Genomic DNA, 23242 nt, shown 5'->3' with positions numbered 1-23242 from the left:
CCCCAGCACACCGCGATGACTCCCCAGCCGCCCCGCAGACCAGGCTTTTTCGAGTACTACGAAGAGTTGATCGGCACCTGGACGCGTCGGCTGAAAAACCGTCAGCAGGCTGAAGACCTGGCCCACGACACCTTTGTCCGGGTGCTGGAGTCGGACCCGGACAAGGTCGAGCAGCCACGGGCCTATCTGCACCAGACCGCACGCAACATTGCGGTGGACGGCTATCGTCGCGAAGACCGGCGCGGGGCCATGGAACTGGAAGCGATTCATCACAGCACGCCGCCGACCGGCGACCCGGAGCATTTCATGCACGCGATCCAGCTTGCTGACTCCATTGAACAGGCCCTTGCCGAGTTGCCGCTGAACTGCCGCAAGGCGTTTGTCTGGCAGAAGATTGAAGGCCTGACCCAGGCGGAAATCGCCGAGCGCCTGGGCCTGTCAAAAAACATGGTGGAAAAGTATATGATCCGCACCCTGCGGCATCTGCGTGACCGCCTGGACGGGCCGATGCCATGAGCCGCCGAGACTTTTCACCCTCTGCCAAACAGGAACTTCCATGATGGATAGCCGTGATTGCGCGTGCGGACCGGCGACGGTGCGCGATGAGGCGGCGCTATGGTTCGTGCGTCTGCAAGAGCCCGCGCTGAGCGCTGAAGAGCGGCAGGGGTTCGACGCCTGGCTGGCCGAGCACCCGCAGCACCGGGATGAATTTCAACTGCTGCAGACCCTGTGGAGCGCCACCGACCTGTTGCCACGGGAACGTTTGCAGGCCTTGTGCAAGGACCCGGCGCCACCTGCCCGGCGCCGTCCGATGTTGCGTTACGCCCTGGCGGCCAGCGTGCTGGCGGTGGCCGTGGGGCTGGGGTTGTTCAGTGGCCTGAACCAGCCGGCCTCCTACAGCGCGGAGTTTGCCACCGCCCTGGGCGAGCGCCGCCATGTGGCGCTGCCGGACGGTTCGCAGATCGACCTCAACAGCCGCAGCCGGTTGCAGGTGCGCTACGAAAAAGGCCAGCGCCATATCGAATTGAGCGAAGGCGAGGCCATGTTCAGCGTCGAACACGACAGCAGCCGGCCCTTTGTGGTGGCCGCCGGGCCGGGCAAGGTCACGGTCACCGGGACCCGCTTCGATGTGCGCCGCGACGCCGGCCAGACCCGGGTTGCAGTGGAGCAGGGCACGGTCAAGGTGCAGGGCCGCGACGCTGCTGAAGGTGATTTTGTCAGCCTCACCGCCGGCCTCGGCACGCGGATCGACAGCAACGGCACGGTGGCTGCGGCCCATGCGGTCGACCCCGAGGCACTCACGGCCTGGCGCAACGGCAAGCTGGTGTTCAACAACGCGAGCCTGGCTGACGTGGCGGCTGAAGTGTCGCGTTATCGCCAGCAACCGCTGCGCGTCGACAACCCGGCGGTGGCCAATCTGCGTTTGACCAGTGTGTTCCGCTGTGACGACACCGACGCCCTGCTCAAGGCCTTGCCCAGCATCCTGCCAGTGGCGGTGCAGACCCATGCCGATGGCAGCCAGGAAATAATTGCGCGTTAGATTCAGGTTTTTTTCGAGTTCTTCGTCTTCTTGTCCAACTGCAACTGGTTTGCATTAACAGCCGCACTTCTTTGCGCTCAACAGGACAAGCTGCGACGTGAATAACCTCGATCTCAAGAACCCCAACCGTGCCCTGCCGACGTCACGCTGGCTGCCGCTGGCTCTGGCCCTGGCGGTCAGCGCCGGGCTGTCCCAGGCCCATGCCGAGCAGGCACCGAGTGCGATTCACATCCAGGCCCAGCCCCTGGCCCAGGCCCTGAGTCAGTTGGGCTTGCAGACTTCGCTGCAGGTGTTTTTCAGCCCCGAGCTGGTGGCCGGCAAACAGGCCCCGGCGGTGCAGGGCAGCCTGTCGCCGGAGCAGGCCCTGCGCCAGTTGCTCCAGGGCAGCGGCCTGGATTACCAGATCGACGGCAGTTCGGTGACCCTGAGCCCGGCACCTGTGGCCAATGCTCCGCTGGAGCTGGGCGTCACCGACATCAAGGTGGTGGGGGACTGGCTGGGGGATGCCAACGCCGCCGTGGTGCAAAACCACCCGGGGGCGCGCACGGTGATCCGCCGCGAAGCCATGGTCGAGCAGGGGGCGATGAATGTCGGCGATGTGTTGCGCCGGGTACCCGGGGTCCAGGTGCAGGACGCCAACGGCACCGGCGGCAGTGATATTTCCCTGAACGTCGGGGTGCGCGGCCTGACCTCGCGCCTGTCGCCGCGCTCCACGGTGCTGATCGATGGCGTGCCCGCAGCGTTCGCGCCCTATGGCCAGCCGCAGTTGTCCATGGCGCCGATTTCGACCGGCAACCTCGACAGCGTCGACGTGGTGCGGGGCGCCGGTTCCGTGCGCTATGGGCCGCAGAACGTCGGCGGGGTGATCAACTTCGTGACCCGCGCCATTCCCGAGCACGCCACCGGAGAAATCGGCACCACCCTGGAAACCTCTCGCAGTGGTGGCTGGAAGCACATCGACAGCGCCTTCCTGGGCGGCACCGCCGACAACGGCATGGGGGTGGCGCTGCTGTATTCCGGGGTCAACGGCAATGGCTACCGGCGCAGCAATAACGATAACGACATCGACGATGTGATCCTCAAGACCCACTGGGCGCCGACCGATCAGGACGATTTCTCGCTGAATTTCCACTACTACGACGCCACCGCCGACATGCCCGGGGGCCTGACCCAGAAGCAGTACGACGCCGATCCCTACCAGTCCGACCGCGACTGGGACACCTTCAGCGGCCGGCGCAAGGATGTGTCGTTCAAGTACCTGCGCCAGATCGACGACCGCACCCAGTTCGAAGTGCTGACCTACTACTCCGACAGTTTCCGTGGCAGCAACATCGCCGCGCGCGACCAGAAGACCCTGGTGTCCTACCCGCGCACCTACTACACCTTCGGCGTCGAGCCACGGCTGTCCCATGTGTTCGACCTGGGGCCGACCACCCAGGAAGCCAGCGTCGGTTATCGCTACCTCAAGGAAGGCATGCATGAGCAGGCCAGTGCCCTGGAGCTGATCAACAACCAGCCGGTGGCCACCGCCAAGGCTGACGGCCATGTGTACCAGGACCGCACCGGCGGCACCGAGGCCAATGCGTTCTACCTCGACGACAAGATCGATGTCGGCAACTGGACCGTCACCCCGGGCATTCGCTTCGAGAGCATCCGTACCGAATGGCACGACCGCCCGGTCCTGGGCGACCAGGGCACCACGGGCACGCGAGTGCCGGAGAAGCGCCGCGAGATCAACAGCAACGAGCCGCTGCCGGCCCTGAGCGTGATGTATCACCTGTCCGATGCCTGGAAGCTGTTCGCCAACTACGAGACCTCGTTCGGCAGCCTGCAGTATTTCCAGCTGGGCCAGGGCGGCGTCGGCGACCAGACCGCCAACGGCCTGAACCCGGAGAAGGCCAAGACCTACGAAATCGGTACGCGCTACAACGATGACGTGTGGGGCGGGGAGCTGACGGCGTTCTACATCGACTTCTCCGACGAGCTGCAATACATCAGCAACGACGTGGGCTGGACCAACCTCGGGGCCACCAAGCACCAAGGCCTCGAAGCCTCGGTGCATTACGAGCTGGGGACGCTCGACCCACGGCTGGACGGCCTGACCGCGAATGCCGGCTTCACCTACACCCGGGCCACGTACCAGGGCGGCAGCGACGCCTTCAAGGACCGCGACCTGCCGTTCTATTCGCGCCAGGTGGCGACCCTGGGCCTGCGCTACGACATCAACCGCTGGACCTATAACGTCGATGCGTTCGCCCAGTCCAGGCAGCGTTCGCCGGGGAGCATGGTCAACACCAATGGCAGCTTCAACAGCAACTACATCACCGAAGGCACGGCGGACGGGCGGTACGGTGATATCCCCGGCTACGTGACCTGGAACCTGCGGGGCGGCTATGACTTCGGTTCGCAGTTGTCGAACCTCAAGCTTGGCGCCGGGGTGAAAAACATCTTCGACCGCCAGTACTACACCCGCTCCAGCGACAACAACTCCGGGCTCTATGTCGGCGCCCCACGGACCTTCTTCGTCCAGGCCAGCGTCGGCTTCTGATGCCCGTGCCCGGCACCCGGGTGGGTGCCGGGCTGTTCTGTCAGCGGGTGGCAGTGCCGGGCGTCGCTGCCTGGCGCCCACCGTGCATCAGCAGGTGCGCCACCAGGCCGGCCACCAACCCCCAGAAGGCGCCGCCGACACCGAGCAAGGTCACATTGGCCGCGGTGGCCAGGAAAGTGATCAGCGCGGTTTCCCGGGTCCGCACCTCGGCCATGGCGTTGGCCAGGCTGCCACCGATGGCGCCGAGCAATGCCAGGCCGGCCAGGGTCGTGACAAAAGTGCGTGGCAGGATCATGAACAGGCTCGCCAGGGTCACTCCGAACACCCCCACCAGCACATAGAACAGGCCGCAGGCCAGGCCGGCGATGTAACGCTTGGCGGGTTGCGGGTGGGCATCCGGGCCGGTGCAGATGGCAGCGGTGATGGCAGCGACGTTGAAGGCATGGGCCCCGAAAGGCGCCATCAGCAGCGACCCCAGGCCGGTGATGCCGAGAATCGGGTTGGCGCTGGTCTTGAAGCCATCGTTGCGCAGCACCAGCATGCCGGGCATGTACTGGCCGGTCAGGGTGATGACGAACAGCGGCAGGGCCACCCCGAGGAATGCGCCCATGGAGAACTGCGGCCGTTCAAACACCGGCGCTGCCAGGCTCAGGTGGACGCTGTGCAGGTCGACGCGCTCCTGAAGCAGCAACAGGGCCATGCCGATCGCCAGGATCCCGACCACCGCAAAACGTGAGGTGAAGCGCCGCAACAGCGCGTAGGCCACGACCAGCACAATCACCAGCAACGGGTCGGCGCTCGCGCCGCCAAAGGCATTGATCCCGAATTGCAGCAGGATCCCGGCCAGCAGCCCGGCGGCGATGCCCCCGGGGATCAGCCGTACCAGGCGCTCGAAGGCCCCCGACAGGCCCAGCAGAATAAAGCCGATGGCGCTGATCACGTAGGCGCCGATGACTTCGCCGTAGGGGGTAAAGGGCATGATCGTCGCCAGGAAGGCCACCCCCGGCGTCGACCAGGCGGTGATGATCGGCTCGCGGTAGCGGTAGCTCAGCCAGGCGCCGGTAAGGCCGACGCCGATGCTCACCGACCAGACCCAGGACGCGGTCTGGGCCGGGCTCAGGTGGCCCAATTGCGCGGCCTGGAACACCAGGACAAAGGTGCCGCCGTAATTGACGATGACGGAAATCAGCGCGGCAAGGATGGGGGCCAGCAAGTCGCTGGGGCGTAGGGCGGTGTGGGGCATGGGCTCGTTCCTGGCTGAGGGGGCCGCGGGCTTGCGTGAGCAGGCGGCTGCGGCCCTGGCGTTGAAGAGCGCTAGCTTAGGTGGGCAATGGTGGTTTCAATCAGTCCGGTTTCGCCAAGTGCAGCAGACCACTTTGCCGAGGATAGGCCCTAGCGTTGCAGGGCCTTGGCCAGGCGCTGCATGGCGCTGTCGATCTCGTGGGGCGTCAGTGCGGAAAACCCCAGCAGCCAGCCGCCATTGGCCGGCGGACGGGCATACAGGCGGCTCAGCCCGGGCAGTTGGAGGCCGGCGCGGGCGGCCAGGGTGAGGGTCTCGGCCTCGTTCCAGCCTTTGGCCAGCAGGCAAGGCATCTGCAGGCCGCCGGGGGGCAACTGGGCCTGGACGATACCCGCCAGATGCCGGCCAACGGCTGCGGCCATGGCCTCGCGGCGCACGGCGTAGATCTTGCGCATGGCCCGCACATGGGCGCCGAAATGGCCGCCGTCGATAAACCGGGCCAGGGTCAACTGGGCGATCTGCGGCGTGTGGCCATCGAGGATGCTGCGGGCGTAGGTCATGGGCGCCACCAGCTCCCGGGGCAATACCACGAACCCCATGCGCAGGCCGGGGTACAGCGACTTGCTGAAAGTGCCCACGTACAGGGTGCGCTGGTGGCGGTCCAGGCCCTGGACGCAGGCCGTGGGCAGGCCTTCGTAGTGGAACTGGCTGTCGTAGTCGTCTTCGATGATCCAGCCCTGGCGCTCGGCGGCCCAGGCGGTGAGTTCCAGTCGCCGTTCCAGGGCCAGGGTGACGCCCGTGGGGTATTGGTGCGAAGGCGTCACATACAGGGTGTTGGCGCCGCTGCGATCAGCCTGCAACTGCTCGGTGTTCAGGCCGTGGCGATCCACTGCAATCGGCACCACCTTGAGCTGGGCCATCTCGAAGGCCTTGCGCGCGCCGAAATAGCCCGGGTCTTCCATCAGGATCGGTTGCCCGGCATCCACCAGCACCTGGGCGCAGAGATACAGGGCCTGGCGGGTGCTGCTCAGCACCAGCACCTGGTCGGCATCGACCCGCGCCCCGCGTTCCAGGTTCAGGTAGCCGGCGATGGCCTGGCGCAGGGGCTCGGCGCCCTGGGGGTCGCCATGCAGCATGCCGCTGTGTCGGCAATCCTTCTGGGCCTGGCGTTGCAGGCGCTCCCAGAGCGCCATCGGGAAGCTGCGGGTTTCCGGTAGCCCGGTGACAAAGGCCTGGACCCTCTGCTGGTCGGTCACGCCGCCGCTGGCGAGGATCTGTGCGCCGCGCTGGCTGAGTGCCGGGGCCACCGCCGCCGGGGTCGATCGAGGCGCGCCGGCGTGGCGTTTTTTCTGTGGCTGGCCGTGCAGGTCGGGGCCGATCTTGCTCGAAACGTAACTGCCCGACCCCGGACGCCGGCAGATGTAGCCGTCCAGTTGCAATTGGACGTAGGCCATTTCCACGGTATCGCGGGACAGGTTCAGCGAGCTGGACAGGCTGCGGGTGGCGGGCAGGCGGCAGCCGGGAGGCAGCACCCCGTCCAGGATCAGCTGGCGCAAGGCGCGCTGTACCCGCACGCGCAACTCCAGGGTGTGCAACGCGGGGTCGGCGATGCGCATCTTCAGGATGTCGAGCTCGAAGTTGAGCTTCATGGCCAGCGCCACGCCGCAGGGCAAGCGGTTGGGGTGTTCACACTTTCAGCACTTTGCCGCTGGCCGCCACCCCCAGCAGCATCACCGCGATCAGGGCGAAGGCAATGCTGAGGCTGCTGCCGTGGGCGATAAAACCGATCACGGCCGGGCCGGCGAGAATCCCGGCATAACCCAGGGTGGTGATGGCCGGGACCGCGATGCTTTCGGGCATGACGGTTTGTTTGCCCACGGCGGTATACAGCACCGGCACGATGTTCGAGCAACCGGCGCCGACCAGGGCATAGCCCACCAGCGCCGCTTCCCAGGCCGGGGCCAGGGTGGCCAGCAGCAGGCCGGCCGCGGCGGTCAGGCCACCGAACACAATCACCCGCCTGGCCCCCAGCTTGTGCACGATGGCGTCGCCGGTCAGGCGGCCGACCGTCATGGTCAGGGCGAAGGCGGCATAACCGAGGCCGGCATAGGCGGCGTCGAGGTTGCGCTCGGCGGTGAGGAACACCGCGCTCCAGTCCAGCACCGCGCCCTCGGCGAGAAACACGATAAAGCACAGGCAACCGATAAACAGCACCACGCCATGGGGGATGGCAAAGGCTGGGCCGCTGCTCTGGCTGCCGTAGGGCAGCATGTGCGGCGCGGCCTTGAACAGTGCGACCAGCATCAACAGCACCACCACCAGGGTGGCGCCCAGCGGCGCCAGGCCCAGGCCGAGCAAGGCGCTGACCCCGGCGGCGCCGACGATCCCGCCGAGGCTGAACAGGCCATGGAAGCCCGACATCATGGTCTTGCCGCTGGCCCGCTCGACGATCACCGCTTGCAGGTTGACCGTGGAATCGACGCAGCCCAGGCCGGCGCCAAACATAAACAACGCCCCCACCAGCAGCGGGATCGAGGTCACCGTGGCCAGCAGCGGCAGGGCCAGGCAGATCAACAGCGTGCCCCCGGCCATGACTCGGCGGCAGCCGAAGCGCGAGGCCAGGGCGCCGGCGATTGGCATCGAAATGATCGAGCCCACCCCCAGGCACAGCAGCAACAGGCCCAGCGTGCCCTCATCCAGCCCGGCGCGGGCCTTGGCGTAAGGCACCAGCGGCGCCCAGGCGGCGATGCCGAAACCGGCGATAAAAAAGGCGATGCGCGTCGACATCTGTTCGAGGCGGCCGGGAGCGGCCTGGGTATGGGGGTTGCTGGCTGTCATAAAAGTCCTTGGCGGTGACCCGGGGCAGCACCTGATGCCGTTGCTGCCGGGTTAGCCGATGCGCCGAATTCACGACCCATTGCCGATACACCTGTGATGCGGGTTAACAGAAAAAAGCGTGCGCGCAACAGGCCCACGCCGAAAAGCCGCCACATCCTTGCACATCGAACGCGCTGCCGCGAGGGCGGCGACACCGCATCCGGCAGGCGAGCACCAGGAAGGGGCATGGCAGTTGTGACCCGACAGGCCGCCGAAGGTTGCAAGCGCAGAAGCCGGCGCAGGGGCAGGCTGTTGCAATGCGGATTGAGGTTTACGGCCGCTTCGTTACCGAGTGGGAGGAGACTCCCTCGCCACCGGCAAGCAAGTCTTGAGCTTGAAGCTGGCCGCTTGCGACTTGAAGTTCCCCCTGCGTTTCCCCGCCCAGCGCCTGGGCCAGGTAGTCGACAAAGACTCGGATTTTCTGCGGCACATGGCGATTGCTGGCAAACAGGGCGTAGATCTGGGTACGAGCCAGTGCCTGTTCCGGCAGCACTTGCAGCAATTGCCCGCTGTGCAGCAGGGGCTTGGCCACAAACGAGGGCAGGGCGCCGATGCCCAGGCCGGCCAGCAGCATGTCGGCGAGCAGCAGGCTGTTGTCCACCGCCAGGCGTACCGGCAGTTCCAGGCGGGTGGCGCCGTCCTGGCCCTCAAGTGGCCAGATGCCGGGGTGTTCGGCCTGGCGATAGGCCAGGCAGGCGTGTTGGCGCAGGTCGTCGACGGTTTGCGGGGTGCCGTGGGCCTGGAGGTAGGCCGGGGCGGCGCAGATCACCTGCCCGACTTCCCCCAGGCGCCGGGCGATCAACGCCGAGTCGGCCCACTGGCTGCGAATGCGCAGCGACACATCGAAGCCTTCGCCCACCCCCTCCTGCACCCGGTCGCCCAGGCTCAGCTCAACCTGCAACTGCGGGTAGTGCTGCATAAAACCGGCAAGGATCGGCGACAGCACCTTGAGCCCGAACGACAGCGGCGCATTGATCCGCAGGCGGCCGCTGGGGGCGTTGGCCCCGACCTGGGTGGCGCGTTCCAGGGCGTCGAATTCATCGAGCAGGTGACAGCATTCAACAAAGTACGCCTGGCCGGCTTCCGACAGGCTCATGCTGCGGGTGGTGCGGATGATCAGCAGGTTGCCCAGGCGCTCTTCCAGTTGTCGCACCTGCTTGCTCACGGCGGCGGTGGACTGTTGCAGGTCGACTGCGGCGAGGTTGAAGCTGCCTCGCTGCACCACCCGGCGAAAGGTACGCATGGCTGCCAACACATCCATATTGTTTCTCCCTGGTTGAATATCGAGCAATCAAGGGCGCGATTATCCCTGAAAAACCACTCAATGCCATGGGCATGTCCATCGTGGCGCTGCAACTCTTCGCTGTTGTGTGCTCAACTGCTCGCCCCTTGATGGCTTGTCTGGAGCGCCCCATGTCCGCGAAACAACCCTTGCTCGAACTGTCCAACCCCGCCGGCCTGTACGACCCCACCGCCAATGGCTATTCCCACGTGGCCCGGGTCGCTGCCGGCGCGCGCTTGCTGTTCATCGCCGGGCAGGGTGGCGAAAACGCCGACAGTCAGCTCTCGAGCGACTTCGCCGAGCAGGTGAACCAGGCCCTGGAGAATCTGCAGATCGCCCTGCGCGCGGGCGGTGCCGAAGTCAGCCAGGTGGCCAAGCTCACGGTATTGATCGTCGATCACAGCCATGAGCGCCTGGAGATCTTCGGCGCGGCCTTGCATCGGCTGTGGGGCGATGCGCCGAAGCCGGCCTGCACATTGATCCCGGTGCCGCGCCTGGCCCTGGACGGCATGTTGTTCGAGATCGAGGCGACGGCGGTCCTCGCGAACTGAAGGGCTGCGTGCATCAGTGAGCACTGGGCGTTGCCCGGCAGCACGTGAGCGACTGCCGACAGCGCTTGGCCGGGGCGCTGCATTCACAGTAATGTCAGCGCCCCGGTTTTTTCTGGAATCCCTGTGATGGCCTGTTTCTTCGATGCGCGCGGCAATATCTACGGCGTGGTGGCTCCCGCCGCCCTGGCTGAATGGGGCATTGCCTTGCCCGCCACTGCGGCCGATGCCGCCCTGGCACGCCAGGAGTGGGCGGGCGCGGCCATCGAGGCCTTGTGCAGTTGGGCGCCGGGCCAGCGTCCGACGGGGGCCAAGGAGCATCGCAGCGACGGTTTGCTGGTGGGGCCGTTTCAGGCGGCGCCGCCGTTTGATGTGCTGATCGTCAATACCGACGGCACCCTGGCCGAGCGCAGCGGCAATGGCCTGACGATTTTTTCCCAGGCCTTGAGCCAGCAAGGTCTGTTGCCTGGCGCGGGCGAGACGGTGCTGCGGGTGCATCACGATCAGGGCGGGGTGTCGCCAGTGGCGACGGCGGTGCTGCCGGCGGTGGTCGATGGGGTCCAGGGCTTTTGGCTGGACCTGGGGCAACCGGAGTTCGGGCCCCAGGTAGTGGCGGCCCAGGGGGTGGAAGGCACGCAGATCAATGGGCGGCCACTGAGCCGGGTGCCGGCGCTGGTCGGGTTGAACCCGTTGTGGGGGCATAGCCAGTTTGTGCGGATCGGCAACCCCCACTGCGTGACCCTGGTGGAGGACGCCAGCGCCTTGCCGAGCAATCGGCAGATGCTTGAGTCGCCGCTGCTCGAGGGCCTGACCCGCACCGCGTTTGCCCCACCCGTCGGCAGCGGCGAGCCGTGCCCGGCCGGGGTCAACCTGCAATGGGCCACGCGCGAAGGTGAAGGGCGCATTGCGGCCCGGGTCTTCGAGCGCGGCGAAGGCCCCACCGCGTCTTCCGGCACCAGCGCCAGCGCCGTGGCCAGCGCGGCCTGGCGGGTCGGCTGGGTCCAGGCCGGGCGCGTCGAAGTCAGCATGCCCGGTGGCACCGCGCCCCTGCTGCTGGAAGAAACCGCCGGCGAACTGACCCGCGTCAGCCTGTTCGGCACCGCAGTAGTGCAAGCCCCGTTGTAGCCGCTGCCGCTAGGCTCGGGCCGCGTTCGGACGCTGGCCGGGACAGGCGCCGTGGGGTGTCAGGTGTTTGCACGGCGCGGCTTAGGCCCAGCGCAGCCTCGTGTCTCGGCAGCGGCTAGGGCTATTCACCCACCAACTGCACCTGGGCCATTTGCCGTTGCATCAGCACCTGGCCGTGGCGGATCGAGTACAGCGGCAGGCCCTGGCTGCGGATCATTTCGTAGTCGCTGTCGGCGGAGAGGATCAGCAGGTTGGCCGGGCGCCCGGGTTCGAGGCCGTAGCGCTCGCCGAGGGCCAGGGCCTTGGCGCTGTTGTCGGTGACCAGGTCGAGGGCGTTTTGCAGGTTGCGGTAACCGAGCATGTGGCAGATGTGCAGGCCTGCTTCGAGTACGCGCAGGATGTTGCCGTTGCCCAGGGGGTACCAGGGGTCGACGATCGAGTCCTGGCCAAAGCACACGTTCATCCCGGCCTCCAGCAACTCGTTGACCCGGGTCACGCCGCGGCGTTTCGGGAAGCTGTCAAAGCGCCCTTGCAGGTGGATGCTCTCGGTGGGGCAGGAGACAAAGCTGATCCCGGAATGCCCGAGCAGGCGGAACAGCTTGGCGCAATAGGCATTGTCATAAGAGCCCATGGCCGTGGTGTGGCTGGCGGTGACCCGCGAGCCCATGTCACGGCTGCGGGCTTCTTCGGCCAGCACTTCGAGAAAGCGCGAATGCGGGTCGTCGGTTTCGTCGCAGTGCACATCCACCAGGCAGCCGGTGCGTTCGGCCAGGTCCATCAGGAACTTCACCGAACTCACCCCCTGGTCGCGGGTGTACTCGAAATGCGGAATCCCGCCCACCACATCGGCACCCAGGGCGATGGCCTCGGTCATCAGTTCGCGGCCGTTGCGGTAGCTTTCGATGCCTTCCTGGGGGAAGGCGACGATCTGCAGGTCGATCAGGTGCGCGGTTTCGGCACGCACTTCCAGCAGTGCCTTGAGGGCAGTGAGGTCCGGGTCGGTGACATCGACGTGGGTCCGCACATGCTGGATACCGTGGGCGGCCAGGGTGCGGATGGTTTTTTTGGCCCGGGTCTTGGTGTCTTCCTGGGTGATGGTGGCCTTGCGTTCGCCCCAGCATTCGATGCCTTCGAACAGGGTGCCGCTCATGTTCCAGCGCGGCTCGCCGGCGGTCAGGGTGGCGTCCAGGTGAATGTGCGGTTCGACAAAGGGCGGCACCACCAGATTGCCGCCGGCGTCCAGGTCATCCGGCCCGGCCGGCTGGCCCTGGGCTTCGGCTTGGGGGGTGATGCGGGCGATGCGGCCGTTTTCCAGGTGCAGTGCGTGCAGGCCTTCACGGTGGCGCAGACGGGCATTGGTAATAAGCATGGGGGCAGTTTCCTTGTTCAGGTTCATCAGGCAGTCAGGCTGACAGCCGCCAGATCATCAGCGCGACGCCGATGTCCAGACGGTCATTGGGGTTGTCCAGCGCCAGGCCGGACAGGGCCTCGATGCGCTGCACACGATGGGTCAGGGTATTGCGGTGTACCGCCAGGCGCTGGGCCGCGGCCACCAGGTTGGCATTTTCATGGAACCACGCCTCCAGGGTCGGCATCAGGCACGCACCGTGGTGCTGGTCATGGTGCAGCAAGGGGCCGAGCCGTTCATGCAGAAACTGGTCGAGCAACGCCTGGTCGCGCACGCCGCTGAGCAGTTTGAGCACTCCCAGCTCGTCATAAACGCAGAGCCCGGCCCGTTCGCTGAAACGCCGCGCGGCGCCCAGGGCCTGAAGCGCCTCATCCTGGGCCCGGGCCAGGCGCGCCGGCGGGTGGGCGGCAGCGCTGAGGCCGATAAACAGTTTCAGCGGCAGCAGGCTGGGGCTGAAGTTTTTCAGCCAGGTCGCCAGCCGTTGCCGGTTGAGCTGAGCTGCCGCTGCGTCGACGGCAGGCAGCAGCAGGCTCCATTGTCCGGCACGGCCCAGCACCGGCAGGGCCGGTGGATGCTCCCGGGCGAAGTGGCGCAGGCCCAGAGCGATACGGTCGCGGTGCTGCGCCAGTTGGGCCTCGACCTGTTCCGCATGGCCCAGGGCAAACAGCGGCTCGCCGCCTTCCAGTTGCAACTGGGCCACCTGCCACTGGCCGTCCATGGGCATGCTCAGCTGTCGCGCGCGATGCAGCAGCAGCTCCAGGGATTGGTACTCGCCGCTCAACAGGCGCTCCAGCACGTCATGCCGCGAGCGTCCGACCTGCTCTGCCTGGACCAGCGCCGAGCCGATGGCCTGGGTCACCAGCACCATTTTCAACGAGTAAGGCTGCTCGATCAGCGGCATGCCGGCGGCGTCGGCGGCGGCCAGCAGGCGCTCGGGGATCGCCTGGATATAGGCCGCGCCAGTCAGTATCACCAGGCCGGCGACCTGGCGCTCGACGGCTTCGTCCAGCAACTGCAACAGGTTGGCTTGATCCCGTGGGTGGTTGATGCCGGTGACGAACACCAGTTCGCCCCCGAGCACCCACTCGGCAATCCCGCTGTTCTCCGCGACATAGGGCCAGCGCACCGGATTGCCGAGGCCGACCGCGCCGGCGCGCAGGCGCATGGACTCCAGCCCGGGCAGGGCCAGTACATCGTCGACCGTCAGGCTCATGCCTGGACGTCTGCCACGGCGCTGCTGCGGGCGCCGAGCAGGCTGCTGAGCAGGATGTAGCTCAGGGCGGCAGCGGCAATCCCCACCAGGGGCGCGACCCAGGGCGAACTGAACGCGGTCACCGTGCCGATGGCGTAGGCGCCCAGGCCGGCCCAGTTGAACGTCGGCAGCCGGGTCTCGGCCAGGCGCGGGTACTGGCCCCGGTAGCGGTAGAAGAAGTCCGCCATGATCACCCCGCCAATCGGCGGGATCACCGTGCCCAGCAGGATCAGGTACGGCACCAGCATGTCGTACATGCCCAGCAGCGCGAGCAGGGTGCCGATCACTGCGCCCACCAGGGTCACGGTCTTGCGCCGGCCGGTGCGCAGCAGATTGCAGCCGGCCACGGCGAAGTTGTAGATGGTGTTGTCCTGGGTGCTCCAGATATTCAACAGCAGCATGGCCATGGCCGCCATGGCGAAGCCTTGCAGCAGAAGCACTTCGACCACGTCCGGTTGCTGGTAGACGATGGCACCGTAGGCCCCGATCAGCACCATCAGGCCATTGCCGACAAAGAAGCCGATCAGGCTCGCCAGTACCGCGACCCTGGCCGAGCGCGAAAAGCGCGTCCAGTTGGTGGCCTGGGTCGCGCCGCTGACAAAGGTGCCGAACACCAGGGTGATGGCGGTGGACAGGTCGAGGCTGGTGCTCGGCACCACGGCCATCAGGCCCTGCAGGCCGCCAACCTTGACCGTGGCCACCCACATCGACAGCAGCAGCAACACGCCCATGGCCGGCACCGCAATGTAAGAGAGGATTTCCAGCCCGCGATAGCCGACATAGGCGGTGGCGCAGAACACCATGCCGAACAGCACCATCAGGCCGAGCACGCTGCCCTGGCTCAACTCGAAGTATTTGCCGAGCACCACGGCGGCGGTCGCGGTGCCCCAGGCGTACCAGCCGATCTGGGTAAAGCCCAGGATCAGGTCGCTGAGTTTGCTGCCCACTTCGCCAAAACAGAAACGCCCCATCAGCACCGAATTCAGACCGCTCTTGAAGGCGATGTAACCCAGACCCGCGGCGTAGATCCCCAGCAGCAGATTGCCCAGCACAATCACCCCGAGCATTTCGCCAAAGCTGAAAGCCACCCCCAGCTTGCCCCCGGCGAACATGGTGGCGGTGAAAAAGGTGAACCCCAGCAGCACCATGGCCGTGGAGGCCAGCCCTTTGCGGGCGTGCATCGGCACTTCACTGAGTGGGTAGTCGTTGCCTGGATCGTTCTGCGTCATGAGCCTTCCCCTGGTGTGTCTGGTCTGTGGATGCAGACCCGTTGCAGCCAGCGTGCCAACGGCCGAACGGTGACAGACGCACAGGTGCAACTGTGCAACCTGCACAGGATTTATAGCCAAATCGACGGATTTTGCCGGATTGATTGGTCGCCTTGCCCAATCAGGCACAAAAGCAGTGCGCCAGTGATACAAAGTGGATCACCGGCCCGGGGTTCAATCGAACAGGGTCGCGCGGGTTTCACCACGGTGAAAGGTAAAGGCCGCCGTGATGTCGCTTTCTATGGTGCGGCCCCGGGACAGCTCGGGCAGGGCGTCGAGGGCAAAAAACGCCGCGTCGCTGACTTCGGCCCCGGCCAACGGCGCTTGTCGGTCGTCGCGCTCGCACATGAAGTACAGCTTGTAGAAGTCCCGGGTGTCGGGCTTGAACGGCCCCTTGGCCTTGTGGCGCAGGCTGTAAAGGGCGCTGACCGAGACGTGCAGGCCAGCTTCCTCGTGGATTTCCTTGGCGATGTTTTCCGCCGCCGACAGGCCGATATCGGCATAGCCGCCCGGCAGCGCCCAGCAGCCGTCGTTGCGCTCGCGGACCAGCAGAATGCGCTCGTTCTCGATCAGCGCACCGCGCACGTCGACCATGGGCGTCGAGTAGCGCTGGGCGAAGTCGCTGACCAGGCCGGTGATGCGCTCCAGGGGCACATCCCCCAGTTGCGCGAGCATGCCGTGGGCGATATCGGCGACTTGCTGATAGCGCTCGCGATCAAATTCATCCTTGCAGAAATGCAGGCCGGTGGAAGCGATGGCCTGCAGGCGTTTGGCATGGGCCAGCCAGGTGTTTTCCATGGTGATCTCCTGGTTGAAGGGTCGGCCGATCAAGGCGCGAGAGGGACGTGCTCGGGCTGGCGCAACCAGTGCGCGAGGGCGATCACGGCGCTGGCGGCATCGCGGCTGTGACCGGCCCAGGTGCAGGCCAGCATCAGGTTGCGCGGCAGGTTGAAGTCTTCCACCACAAAGCCCTGGGCATTATGCCCGCCGGCGTCATGGGGCACTTGCAGGCGCAAGGTCGGGGCATCGTCGAAATAGGCCCACACCGGTTTTCCCAGGGCCACGGCCATGCCGATTTCGAAGCAGGTGCCGGAGTCCGGTTCCAGCCCGCGAAAGGCATTCAGGTTGGCCAGCACGGCGTCGCAGTCGTGGATCATTTGCCGGTTGTGCTGGCAGATCAGCCGCGCCGTGGCCTCGGGAGTCAGGCCGTCGGGCACCTGGTTGTCGAAGGGGTAGAGGCCCTCCAGGCCCTGGGCGGCGCAGAGGTCTTTCAAGTGTCGGCCGTGTTCGATGGCGTCTTGGCGAAACACATCGAAACCGGCGAGGTAGATGCGTGGGGGCATGGGCGCTGCTCCGCTGTTCGCCAAGGGCGATTGAACCGGCTGCGCGGGCTTACTCGCCGCGGTAGATGCAGCCGCTGGTGCAGGTCTCGTGGATGCGGATCGCACTGAGTTCCGGCAGCAGGGGTTTGAGTTCGTTCCAGATCCACTTGGCCAGGACTTCGCTGGTGGGGTTTTCCAGACCGGGGATGTCGTTCAGGTAGTTGTGGTCCAGACGCTCGTAGAGCGGCTTGAAGATGGCCTTGATTTCCGAGAAATCACGAATCCAGCCGGTGTGCGGATCGAGGTCGCCGCTGAGGTGGATCGCCACCTTGAACGAGTGCCCGTGCAGGCGCCCGCATTTGTGGCCCTCGGGTACGTGGGGCAGGCGGTGGGCGGATTCGAAAGTAAATTCTTTGAAGATTTCCACAGTATCGGTCAGCTCTGGCAGGTGGCTATCGCCGGGGGGCGGTTGGGGCAGGCGGCGAGTTTAACAGCTTGGCTTTGGCGCTGCGGGAAAACCCTGACTAAAGGGTCAGCAGGTTTTCCCCGAGGCGGCCGCTGGCGGCCAGGTCGAGAAACTCGTCCCCCAGGCGCCGGCTTTCGTCCATCGCGCTGCGCCAGTACTTCTGGCGCCCGGCGTCATCGCCCATGAAGCGCTTGAAGTCGCTGCGGTCCGGCAGTTTGCCGTAGGGCAGGCGCTCCAGGTACTGCCGCGACGGCGCCAGCAGCAGCACATCTTGCAGGCGCTCGGTGCTGGCCCGGCGCCAGGGCAGGGTTTTGTCGAACCAGCCGGGGATCACCCGGTCGGTGAAGTGTGGGTAGAGCACGATATCGTCGCCGCTGTAGGGCAGGTCGAGGTGGTAATCCAGCAGGCCGCCGTCGCGGAACGTACCTGCGCCGGCGCCGGGCAGGTCGCGCACGCCCTGCATCACCATCGGGATCGAACCCGAGGCCAGCAGCGCCTGGCGCAGGTTGCCCAGGTCCAGGGCGACGAAGCGCGAAGGGAAGTCGTTGAGTGCCAGCAGCGGCGGCGCCAGGCGCGGATCGTGCAGCACCAGCCGTTCGAAATGCCGGGCCAGGCGCGAGCGGCCGCGCAGGTTGTCGGCGATCACCGACGACAGCCCCAGCCCCAGTCGCCCGCGATGATCGTCGGCGAGCAGGCCGTGGCTTTTGACCACCATGATGTTCAGCCGATACAGCGGGTTGTCGAGGATGCTTGCGTCCTGGCCGTCCAGCAAATCGTCGAGCATGCGTTGGGAGCTGTGGCTGATCTGCGCCATGTTCACCCCCTTGGCAAAACTCATGGCGTTGTACAGCAGCCCCAGGCGGCGGATGCCCTCGGCGGCGTCCGCCAGGCAGGCACTGGCAAAGCGCCAGGAGCCCACCGAGGCGCCAATCAACGAACGCTCCCGTGGCGCCGCCGGCAGCCAGTCACCGAACAGCGCCAGGTCCAGGCCTTGAATCCCCAGGGCCTTGGGCCCACCTGCCGCGCCGGGCAGGGTACCGACTTCGGCGGCGCGCAGGCCGCTCTCGCGGATGCGTGCGAACGCTCGCGGGCCCGCCTTGAGGGTCAGGGCGGGGAACTTGATGTGGATAGCAGTCATACCGGTCTCAGTCGCAGGCGAGCAGGTGAGTATAAGGAGTGGTGGCGCGGTGGCCGAATGAAAGTTGGGCCCTGGCGATACTGGCCATTCAGTTTCAATTAAGTTCAGTTGGGTATCTTCGGCGCCTTAGGCAACACCTGACGAATACGGAGATATTCCATGAAAACCCTGACTGCCCTGTTGACCGCCAGCTTGATCGGCATCACCGCCAGCCTGGCCCACGCCCGTGACCTGGGCCCCGACGAAGCCCTGAGGTTGCGCGACGCTGGTACCATTGTCTCCTTTGAAAAACTCAATGCCACCGCATTGGCCAGGCACCCGGGCTCCACCATCCATGAAACCGAGCTGGAAGAGGAGTACGGCAAGTACATCTACCAGGTCGAACTGCGCGATGCCCAGGGCCTGAAGTGGGACCTGGAATTGGACGCCGTCAGTGGCCAGGTACTCAAGGATCATCAGGATACGTAATGAAGTGCAATCTGCGCCGTTGCAGTCGATGGGCCCTGGTGCTGGCAGCGTTCTGCTCGCTGGCACTGGCCCGTGACCTGGACCAGGACGAAGCCCTGCGCCTGCGTCAGCAAGGGGTGATCCTGCCGCTCGAACAACTGCTGCAGCAGGCCCTGGACCGTTACCCCGGGGCCAAGCTGCTGGAGGCCGAGCTGGAAGAAAAACATGACGTCTACATTTATGAAGTCGAGTTGCTGACCGCCGATGGCGTGGTCCGCGAACTGGACCTGGAGGCCGCCACCGGCCGCCTGTTGAAAGACAAGGAAGATGACTGATGCGCCTGCTTCTGGTGGAAGACCATGTGTCCCTGGCCGATGAACTGCTTGAAGGCCTCAATCGCCAGGGCTACGCCGTGGATTGGCTGGCCGATGGCCGCGATGCGGTGTATCAGGGCAGCAGCGAACCCTATGACCTGATCATCCTCGACCTCGGCCTGCCGGGCTTGCCGGGGCTGGAGGTGCTCAGCCAATGGCGCGCCGGCGGGCTTTCGACCCCGGTGCTGATCCTCACGGCCCGGGGCTCCTGGGCCGAGCGTATTGAAGGGCTCAAGGCCGGGGCCGACGATTACCTGACCAAGCCGTTTCACCCCGAAGAGCTGCACTTGCGGGTCCAGGCGCTGTTGCGTCGCTCCCACGGCCAGGCCAATCAGCCAACCCTCCAGGCCGCCGGCCTGCACCTGGATGAGAGCCGCCAATGCGTGGTGCGCGATGGCCTGGATATCCAGCTGACCGCCGCCGAGTTTCGCCTGTTGCGTTATTTCATGCTGCACCCGCAGCAGATCCTCTCCAAAAGCCACCTCGCCGAGCACCTCTATGACGGCGAGACCGAGCGCGACTCCAATGTGCTGGAAGTGCACGTCAATCACCTGCGGCGCAAGCTGGGACGCACGGTGATCGAAACCCGGCGCGGCCAGGGCTATCTGTTTGGCGCCCAGGCTTCGTGAGGTCGATCCAGCGACGCCTGAGCCTGGGCTTGATCAGCGTGATGCTGATCGTCGGCCTGGTGCTGGCCCAGACCAGTCTCTGGCTGTTCGAAGTGGGCTTGCAGCGCTACCTCGAAGCCGGCCTGCGCAACGACAGTGAAAACCTGCTGGTGGCGCTGGTACGTGGGCCCCAGGGCTTGCAGCTGGATGAGCGGCGCTTGTCGCCGGCGTATCAGCGGCCGTTTTCCGGGCACTACTTTCGCATCGACTTTGCCGACACCCATTGGCGCTCGCGTTCGTTGTGGGACCAGGACCTGCCGCAACTGGCAAGCGCCGGCCTGCAAGGCAACCTGCAACTGGGGCCGGAGGGTCAGCAACTGCTGGTGTTGCGTTCGGACTATCGGCGCCTGGGGCAGTCGATCTCCATCAGCGTGGCCCAGGACTACACTCCGGTGCGCGAGAGCTTTCAACGCATGCGCCAGATCGGTCTGGGCCTGGGGCTGGCGGGGCTGCTGCTGATCCTGACGCTGCAACGCCTGACCGTGCGCCGCGCCCTGCGGCCCCTGGAAAAGGCCCGGGAGCAGATCGCCCAGTTGCAGCTGGGCCAGCGTTCGCAGCTGGACGACCAGGTGCCCGTGGAGCTGGAACCGCTGGTGGCGCAGATCAACCACCTGTTGGCCCACACCGAAGACAGCCTCAAGCGCTCGCGCAATGCCCTGGGCAACCTGGGGCATGCGTTGAAGACACCGCTGGCGGTGCTGCTCAGCCTGGCGTCGAACCCCAAGCTGGATGCCCACCCCGAAGTGCGCAAGGTGTTGCAGGAACAGTTGCAGCAGGTGCAGCAGCGGTTGAACCGCGAGCTCAACCGGGCGCGCCTGGCCGGCGATGCCTTGCCCGGTGCCCTGTTCGATTGCGATGGCGAACTGCCGGGGTTGCTGGCGACCTTGAACATGATCCACGGCGAACACCTGGCCCTGAGTTACCAGGCGCCGCCGGGGCTGCAACTGCCCTGGGACCGTGAGGACCTGCTGGAGTTGCTGGGTAATCTGCTGGATAACGCCTGCAAATGGGCGGATGCGGAAGTCCGCTTGAGTGTCGGGGAAAGCCCCCGGGGTTTTTGCCTGGCGGTGGACGACGACGGCCCGGGCATCCCCGAGGCGCAGCGCGAACAGGTGTTCAGCCGCGGCACGCGCCTGGATGAACAGACCGATGGCCACGGCCTGGGCCTGGGCATCGTGCGCGACATCATCGATGCCTGGGGTGGCACCCTGAGCCTGGAGGAAAGCGCCCTGGGCGGCCTGCGCGTTGAAATCCACCTGCCTGGGCGCTAGTTGCCTCGCACCCCGTCCGCACGAAGGCAACCTGTAGCCGCTGCCGAGCGCCGCAAGGCTGCGGCTACAGGGATTACGGGGATATAGGGCTCAGACGCGGAATTGGTCCATCAGGCTTTGCTGCTGGTTGGCCAGGCTGTTCAGGGACTGGCTGACCCGCGCCGATTCATTGGCCTGTTCGGCCAGGGATTCGGTGACGTCACGGATGGTTTCCACGTTGCTGTTGATCTCTTCGGCCACCGCGCTCTGTTCTTCGGCGGCGCTGGCGATTTGCAGGTTCATGTCGCTGATGACGGTCACTGCGTCGCCGATCTGGCGCAGGGCGGTGACGGCCTGGCCAACCTGCTCGACGCTGCCCTGGGCCTGGCGGTGGCTGTTGTTCATCGAGCCCACCACCTCCTGGGTGCCGGTTTGCAGTTGCTCGATCACCAGGCGGGTTTCTTCCACCGACTCCTGGGTGCGGCGGGCGAGGTTGCGTACTTCGTCGGCGACCACCGCAAAACCGCGCCCGGCTTCCCCGGCACGGGCCGCTTCAATGGCGGCGTTGAGCGCCAGCAGGTTGGTCTGGTCGGCAATGGCACGGATCACTTCCAGCACCGAACCGATTTTTTCGCTGTTGGCGGCCAGGCCTTCGACCTGGGTCATGGCGATGCTCATGTCGGCCGCCAGGTGGCCAATGCTGGTGGTGGTGCGGTCGATCACCGTCAGGCCTTCGCGGGTCGCCTGGTCGGCATCGCGCGCGGCGTGGGCGGCCTGGGCGGCGCTGCGGGCCACGTCCTGGGCCGTGGCGCTCATTTCATGGGAGGCGGTGGCCACCTGGTCGACCTGGCGGTATTGCTGCTCCATGCCGGCGCTGGTCTGGGTGGCGATGGCCGCAGACTGGTCGGCGGTGCCGCGAGCGTCCTGCACCGAGCGTTTCACCTCGGCGATGATCGGCTGCAACTTGTCGAGAAAACGGTTGAACCAGCCGGCCAACTGGCCCAGTTCATCCTGCTTGTCGTAGGCCAGGCGCCGGGTCAGGTCGCCTTCGCCACTGGCGATGTCTTCCAGCATGTGCGCCACGCCGAGGATCGGCCGGGTCACGCTGCGCGCCATCAGCCACACCAGCAACAGCCCGATTATCGCAGCCAGCAGGCCGAGGCTGAGTTCGATCAGGGTGCCGGCGCTGTTGCGCTCGTCGAGCTCGCCTTGCAGCGCAGTGGCCGGGCCCACCAGCACGTGTTCCGGTACATCCAGCAGCACGCCCCAGGGTTTGCCGTCGGGAATCGGCGAGAAGGGCGCGAGCACTTTGAGCACGCTGTCGCTGTGCAGGCTGCGGGTCTGGGTGCCGCTCGCCAGCAGGCTGATCAACTGACTGCCGCTGGCCTTGTCGACCTGGTCCAGGCGCTGGCTCAGCTTGCTGGCGTCCGGGCTGTAGGCCGCCAGCAGCCCGACCGGGCTGATGATGCTGACGTTGGTCTGGCCGTCGTAGAGTTTCTTGCTCGCCTGTTGGCTGGTGGCCTGCAGGCTGTTGAGGTTGATGTCCACCGACAGCGAGGCGATGACTTTGCCTTCGACCATCAGTGGGAAGACGATGCTGGTCATCAGCACCTGCTGGCCGTCGATTGCGTAGAAGTAGGGTTCGATCACGCAGGGCTTGAGGGTGCTGCGCGGGCAGGTGAACCAGGCGTTGGCCGGCTCGCCGCTGGGGCCGCTGCGGGTGTCGCTCATGTCGCTTTCGGGCAGCGACATCGAGGTCAGCTTGCCGGGCGTGGGCTGGGACCAGTACAAGGCAAAACGCCCCTTGTCGTTGCTGCCCAATTCTTCCTGGCCGGTGAAGAGTGAGTCCTTGCCGTCCAGTGCGTTGGCTTCGAACACCAGGGACAGGCCGAGCAACTGCGGGTTGGCCTGCAGTGCCGACTTGACCTGGCGGGTCAGGTCTTCACGCAGGTCGAAGGCGTCGAGAAAGCGCTTCTCGGCCTGCTCCCGCAGGAACAGCACCTGGCGTGAAAAACCATGGCCGTATTGATAGGCGTCCATGAATTGTTGGCGAATCCCCAGCGCCTGCACCTCGCCCTGAGCCTCGATCCGCGCCTGGGCGGCTTCATTGAGCATGTCCATGCTGGAGGCTTTCACCAGCTCGGAGTTGTGCTCCATGCGATAGAGCGAGAGGCCCACCAGCAAGGTGACGATACCCAGCAGGCAGAGTCCGGCCAGCAGGGTGATTTTCCATTGGATGGAAAGTTGTCTAAGCGACATGGGGCGTCCTTATTCGATAAATATCTGAGACTTTGCACTGTAACGGCCGCCGAAACCGATTCTTTAAACGCTTGTTCGAAATAACCCCCACCTCCACCTGTAGCCGCTGCCGCAGGCTAGGGCCGCGTTCGGACGCTGGCCTGTACCGACACCCACTTATTCCAGTTGAAACAGGGCCAGCATCCAAACGCAGCCCGAACCTGCTGCTCCACCACCGGCGAGGAAGCGCT

The 23242-nt window shown here is 65.8% G+C and carries 21 protein-coding genes and 1 pseudogene; 9 read left to right on the top strand and 13 right to left on the bottom strand.

From position 1 onward, the window contains the following. Positions 1-15: 15 nt before the first annotated feature. The 3 genes from JFU57_RS29505 to JFU57_RS29495 all read left to right on the top strand — a co-directional run bounded on the left by JFU57_RS29505 (position 16) and on the right by JFU57_RS29495 (position 4088). Positions 16-516 carry a sigma-70 family RNA polymerase sigma factor gene (locus tag JFU57_RS29505; protein WP_078473302.1) on the top strand — a complete coding sequence of 167 codons (501 nt, stop codon included), beginning with the start codon at positions 16-18 and terminating at the stop codon, positions 514-516. A gap of 40 nt (positions 517-556) precedes the next feature. After that, entirely contained in the window at positions 557-1540 is a 984-nt protein-coding gene (locus JFU57_RS29500; protein WP_078473301.1) for a FecR family protein, read from the top strand. 97 nt (positions 1541-1637) lie between these two features. Next, positions 1638-4088 carry a TonB-dependent siderophore receptor gene (locus JFU57_RS29495; protein ID WP_201131701.1) on the top strand — a complete coding sequence of 817 codons (2451 nt, stop codon included), beginning with the start codon at positions 1638-1640 and terminating at the stop codon, positions 4086-4088. Positions 4089-4128: 40 nt separating this feature from the next. Here JFU57_RS29495 and JFU57_RS29490 read toward each other — a convergent pair whose 3' ends face one another. The 4 genes from JFU57_RS29490 to JFU57_RS29475 all read right to left on the bottom strand — a co-directional run bounded on the left by JFU57_RS29490 (position 4129) and on the right by JFU57_RS29475 (position 9466). Then, the gene (locus JFU57_RS29490) at positions 4129-5331 is read right to left on the bottom strand and encodes a benzoate/H(+) symporter BenE family transporter (RefSeq protein ID WP_201131700.1); all 1203 of its coding nucleotides are present in this window, start codon (positions 5329-5331) and stop codon (positions 4129-4131) included. Between the two features lie 149 nt (positions 5332-5480). Continuing rightward, a complete protein-coding gene (pdxR, locus tag JFU57_RS29485; protein ID WP_201131699.1) occupies positions 5481-6977 on the bottom strand; it encodes a MocR-like pyridoxine biosynthesis transcription factor PdxR in 1497 nt (498 codons plus the stop codon). Between the two features lie 37 nt (positions 6978-7014). Continuing rightward, the gene (locus tag JFU57_RS29480; protein ID WP_078473293.1) at positions 7015-8166 is read right to left on the bottom strand and encodes an MFS transporter; all 1152 of its coding nucleotides are present in this window, start codon (positions 8164-8166) and stop codon (positions 7015-7017) included. 310 nt (positions 8167-8476) lie between these two features. Then, entirely contained in the window at positions 8477-9466 is a 990-nt protein-coding gene (locus JFU57_RS29475) for a LysR family transcriptional regulator (RefSeq protein WP_201131698.1), read from the bottom strand. 152 nt (positions 9467-9618) lie between these two features. Between JFU57_RS29475 and JFU57_RS29470 the strand changes: the two genes are divergently transcribed. After that, positions 9619-10038 carry a RidA family protein gene (locus JFU57_RS29470; protein ID WP_078473291.1) on the top strand — a complete coding sequence of 140 codons (420 nt, stop codon included), beginning with the start codon at positions 9619-9621 and terminating at the stop codon, positions 10036-10038. Positions 10039-10164: 126 nt separating this feature from the next. Beyond that, positions 10165-11160, top strand: a complete 996-nt coding sequence (locus tag JFU57_RS29465) for a diaminopimelate epimerase (RefSeq protein WP_201131697.1) — start codon at positions 10165-10167, stop codon at positions 11158-11160. Positions 11161-11281: 121 nt separating this feature from the next. Here JFU57_RS29465 and codA read toward each other — a convergent pair whose 3' ends face one another. The 7 genes from codA to JFU57_RS29430 form a co-directional block, all read right to left on the bottom strand. Then, positions 11282-12529 carry a cytosine deaminase gene (gene codA / locus JFU57_RS29460; protein WP_201131696.1) on the bottom strand — a complete coding sequence of 416 codons (1248 nt, stop codon included), beginning with the start codon at positions 12527-12529 and terminating at the stop codon, positions 11282-11284. A gap of 34 nt (positions 12530-12563) precedes the next feature. After that, positions 12564-13781, bottom strand: coding sequence for a PucR family transcriptional regulator (locus JFU57_RS29455; RefSeq protein ID WP_201131695.1), 1218 nt, complete (start codon positions 13779-13781; stop codon positions 12564-12566). Next, positions 13778-15049, bottom strand: coding sequence for a cytosine permease (gene codB, locus JFU57_RS29450; RefSeq protein ID WP_201131694.1), 1272 nt, complete (start codon positions 15047-15049; stop codon positions 13778-13780). Before codB ends, JFU57_RS29455 begins: the two co-directional genes overlap by 4 nt. A gap of 213 nt (positions 15050-15262) precedes the next feature. After that, positions 15263-15886, bottom strand: a complete 624-nt coding sequence (locus tag JFU57_RS29445) for an NUDIX hydrolase (RefSeq protein ID WP_201131693.1) — start codon at positions 15884-15886, stop codon at positions 15263-15265. 29 nt (positions 15887-15915) lie between these two features. Beyond that, on the bottom strand, positions 15916-16431 hold the full coding sequence (locus JFU57_RS29440) for a nucleoside 2-deoxyribosyltransferase (RefSeq protein ID WP_201131692.1): 516 nt from the start codon (positions 16429-16431) through the stop codon (positions 15916-15918). A gap of 49 nt (positions 16432-16480) precedes the next feature. After that, positions 16481-16837: a 6-carboxytetrahydropterin synthase QueD gene (gene queD / locus JFU57_RS29435; RefSeq protein WP_003190259.1), complete on the bottom strand. Its 357-nt coding sequence runs from the start codon at positions 16835-16837 to the stop codon at positions 16481-16483. A 97-nt stretch (positions 16838-16934) separates the two neighbouring features. Next, positions 16935-18014, bottom strand: coding sequence for a patatin-like phospholipase family protein (locus tag JFU57_RS29430; RefSeq protein ID WP_201131691.1), 1080 nt, complete (start codon positions 18012-18014; stop codon positions 16935-16937). 159 nt (positions 18015-18173) lie between these two features. Here JFU57_RS29430 and JFU57_RS29425 point away from each other — a divergent pair, with 159 nt between their 5' ends. From JFU57_RS29425 to JFU57_RS29410, 4 genes are read left to right on the top strand one after another with little or no spacing between them, the layout of a single operon-like run. Beyond that, a complete protein-coding gene (locus JFU57_RS29425; RefSeq protein WP_201131690.1) occupies positions 18174-18482 on the top strand; it encodes a PepSY domain-containing protein in 309 nt (102 codons plus the stop codon). Continuing rightward, on the top strand, positions 18482-18796 hold the full coding sequence (locus tag JFU57_RS29420) for a PepSY domain-containing protein (RefSeq protein ID WP_020296845.1): 315 nt from the start codon (positions 18482-18484) through the stop codon (positions 18794-18796). Before JFU57_RS29425 ends, JFU57_RS29420 begins: the two co-directional genes overlap by 1 nt. After that, the gene (locus JFU57_RS29415) at positions 18796-19464 is read left to right on the top strand and encodes a response regulator transcription factor (RefSeq protein WP_020296844.1); all 669 of its coding nucleotides are present in this window, start codon (positions 18796-18798) and stop codon (positions 19462-19464) included. Before JFU57_RS29420 ends, JFU57_RS29415 begins: the two co-directional genes overlap by 1 nt. Beyond that, on the top strand, positions 19461-20774 hold the full coding sequence (locus tag JFU57_RS29410) for an ATP-binding protein (RefSeq protein ID WP_201131689.1): 1314 nt from the start codon (positions 19461-19463) through the stop codon (positions 20772-20774). The genes JFU57_RS29415 and JFU57_RS29410 overlap by 4 nt, the downstream gene beginning before the upstream one ends. Positions 20775-20864: 90 nt before the next feature. On the opposite strand, the gene JFU57_RS33760 is transcribed toward JFU57_RS29410, so the two are convergent. After that, entirely contained in the window at positions 20865-21620 is a 756-nt protein-coding gene (locus JFU57_RS33760; RefSeq protein WP_421549298.1) for a methyl-accepting chemotaxis protein, read from the bottom strand. Positions 21621-21722: 102 nt separating this feature from the next. Continuing rightward, positions 21723-21869 (bottom strand): annotated as a pseudogene (locus tag JFU57_RS33755) (HAMP domain-containing protein); the annotation flags it as partial. Positions 21870-23242: the final 1373 nt, after the last annotated feature.

The sequence above is a fragment of the Pseudomonas sp. TH07 genome (assembly GCF_016651285.1).
In the GTDB taxonomy this organism is placed as follows: Bacteria; Pseudomonadota; Gammaproteobacteria; order Pseudomonadales; family Pseudomonadaceae; genus Aquipseudomonas.
This window is presented reverse-complemented; position numbering and strand designations above follow the sequence as displayed.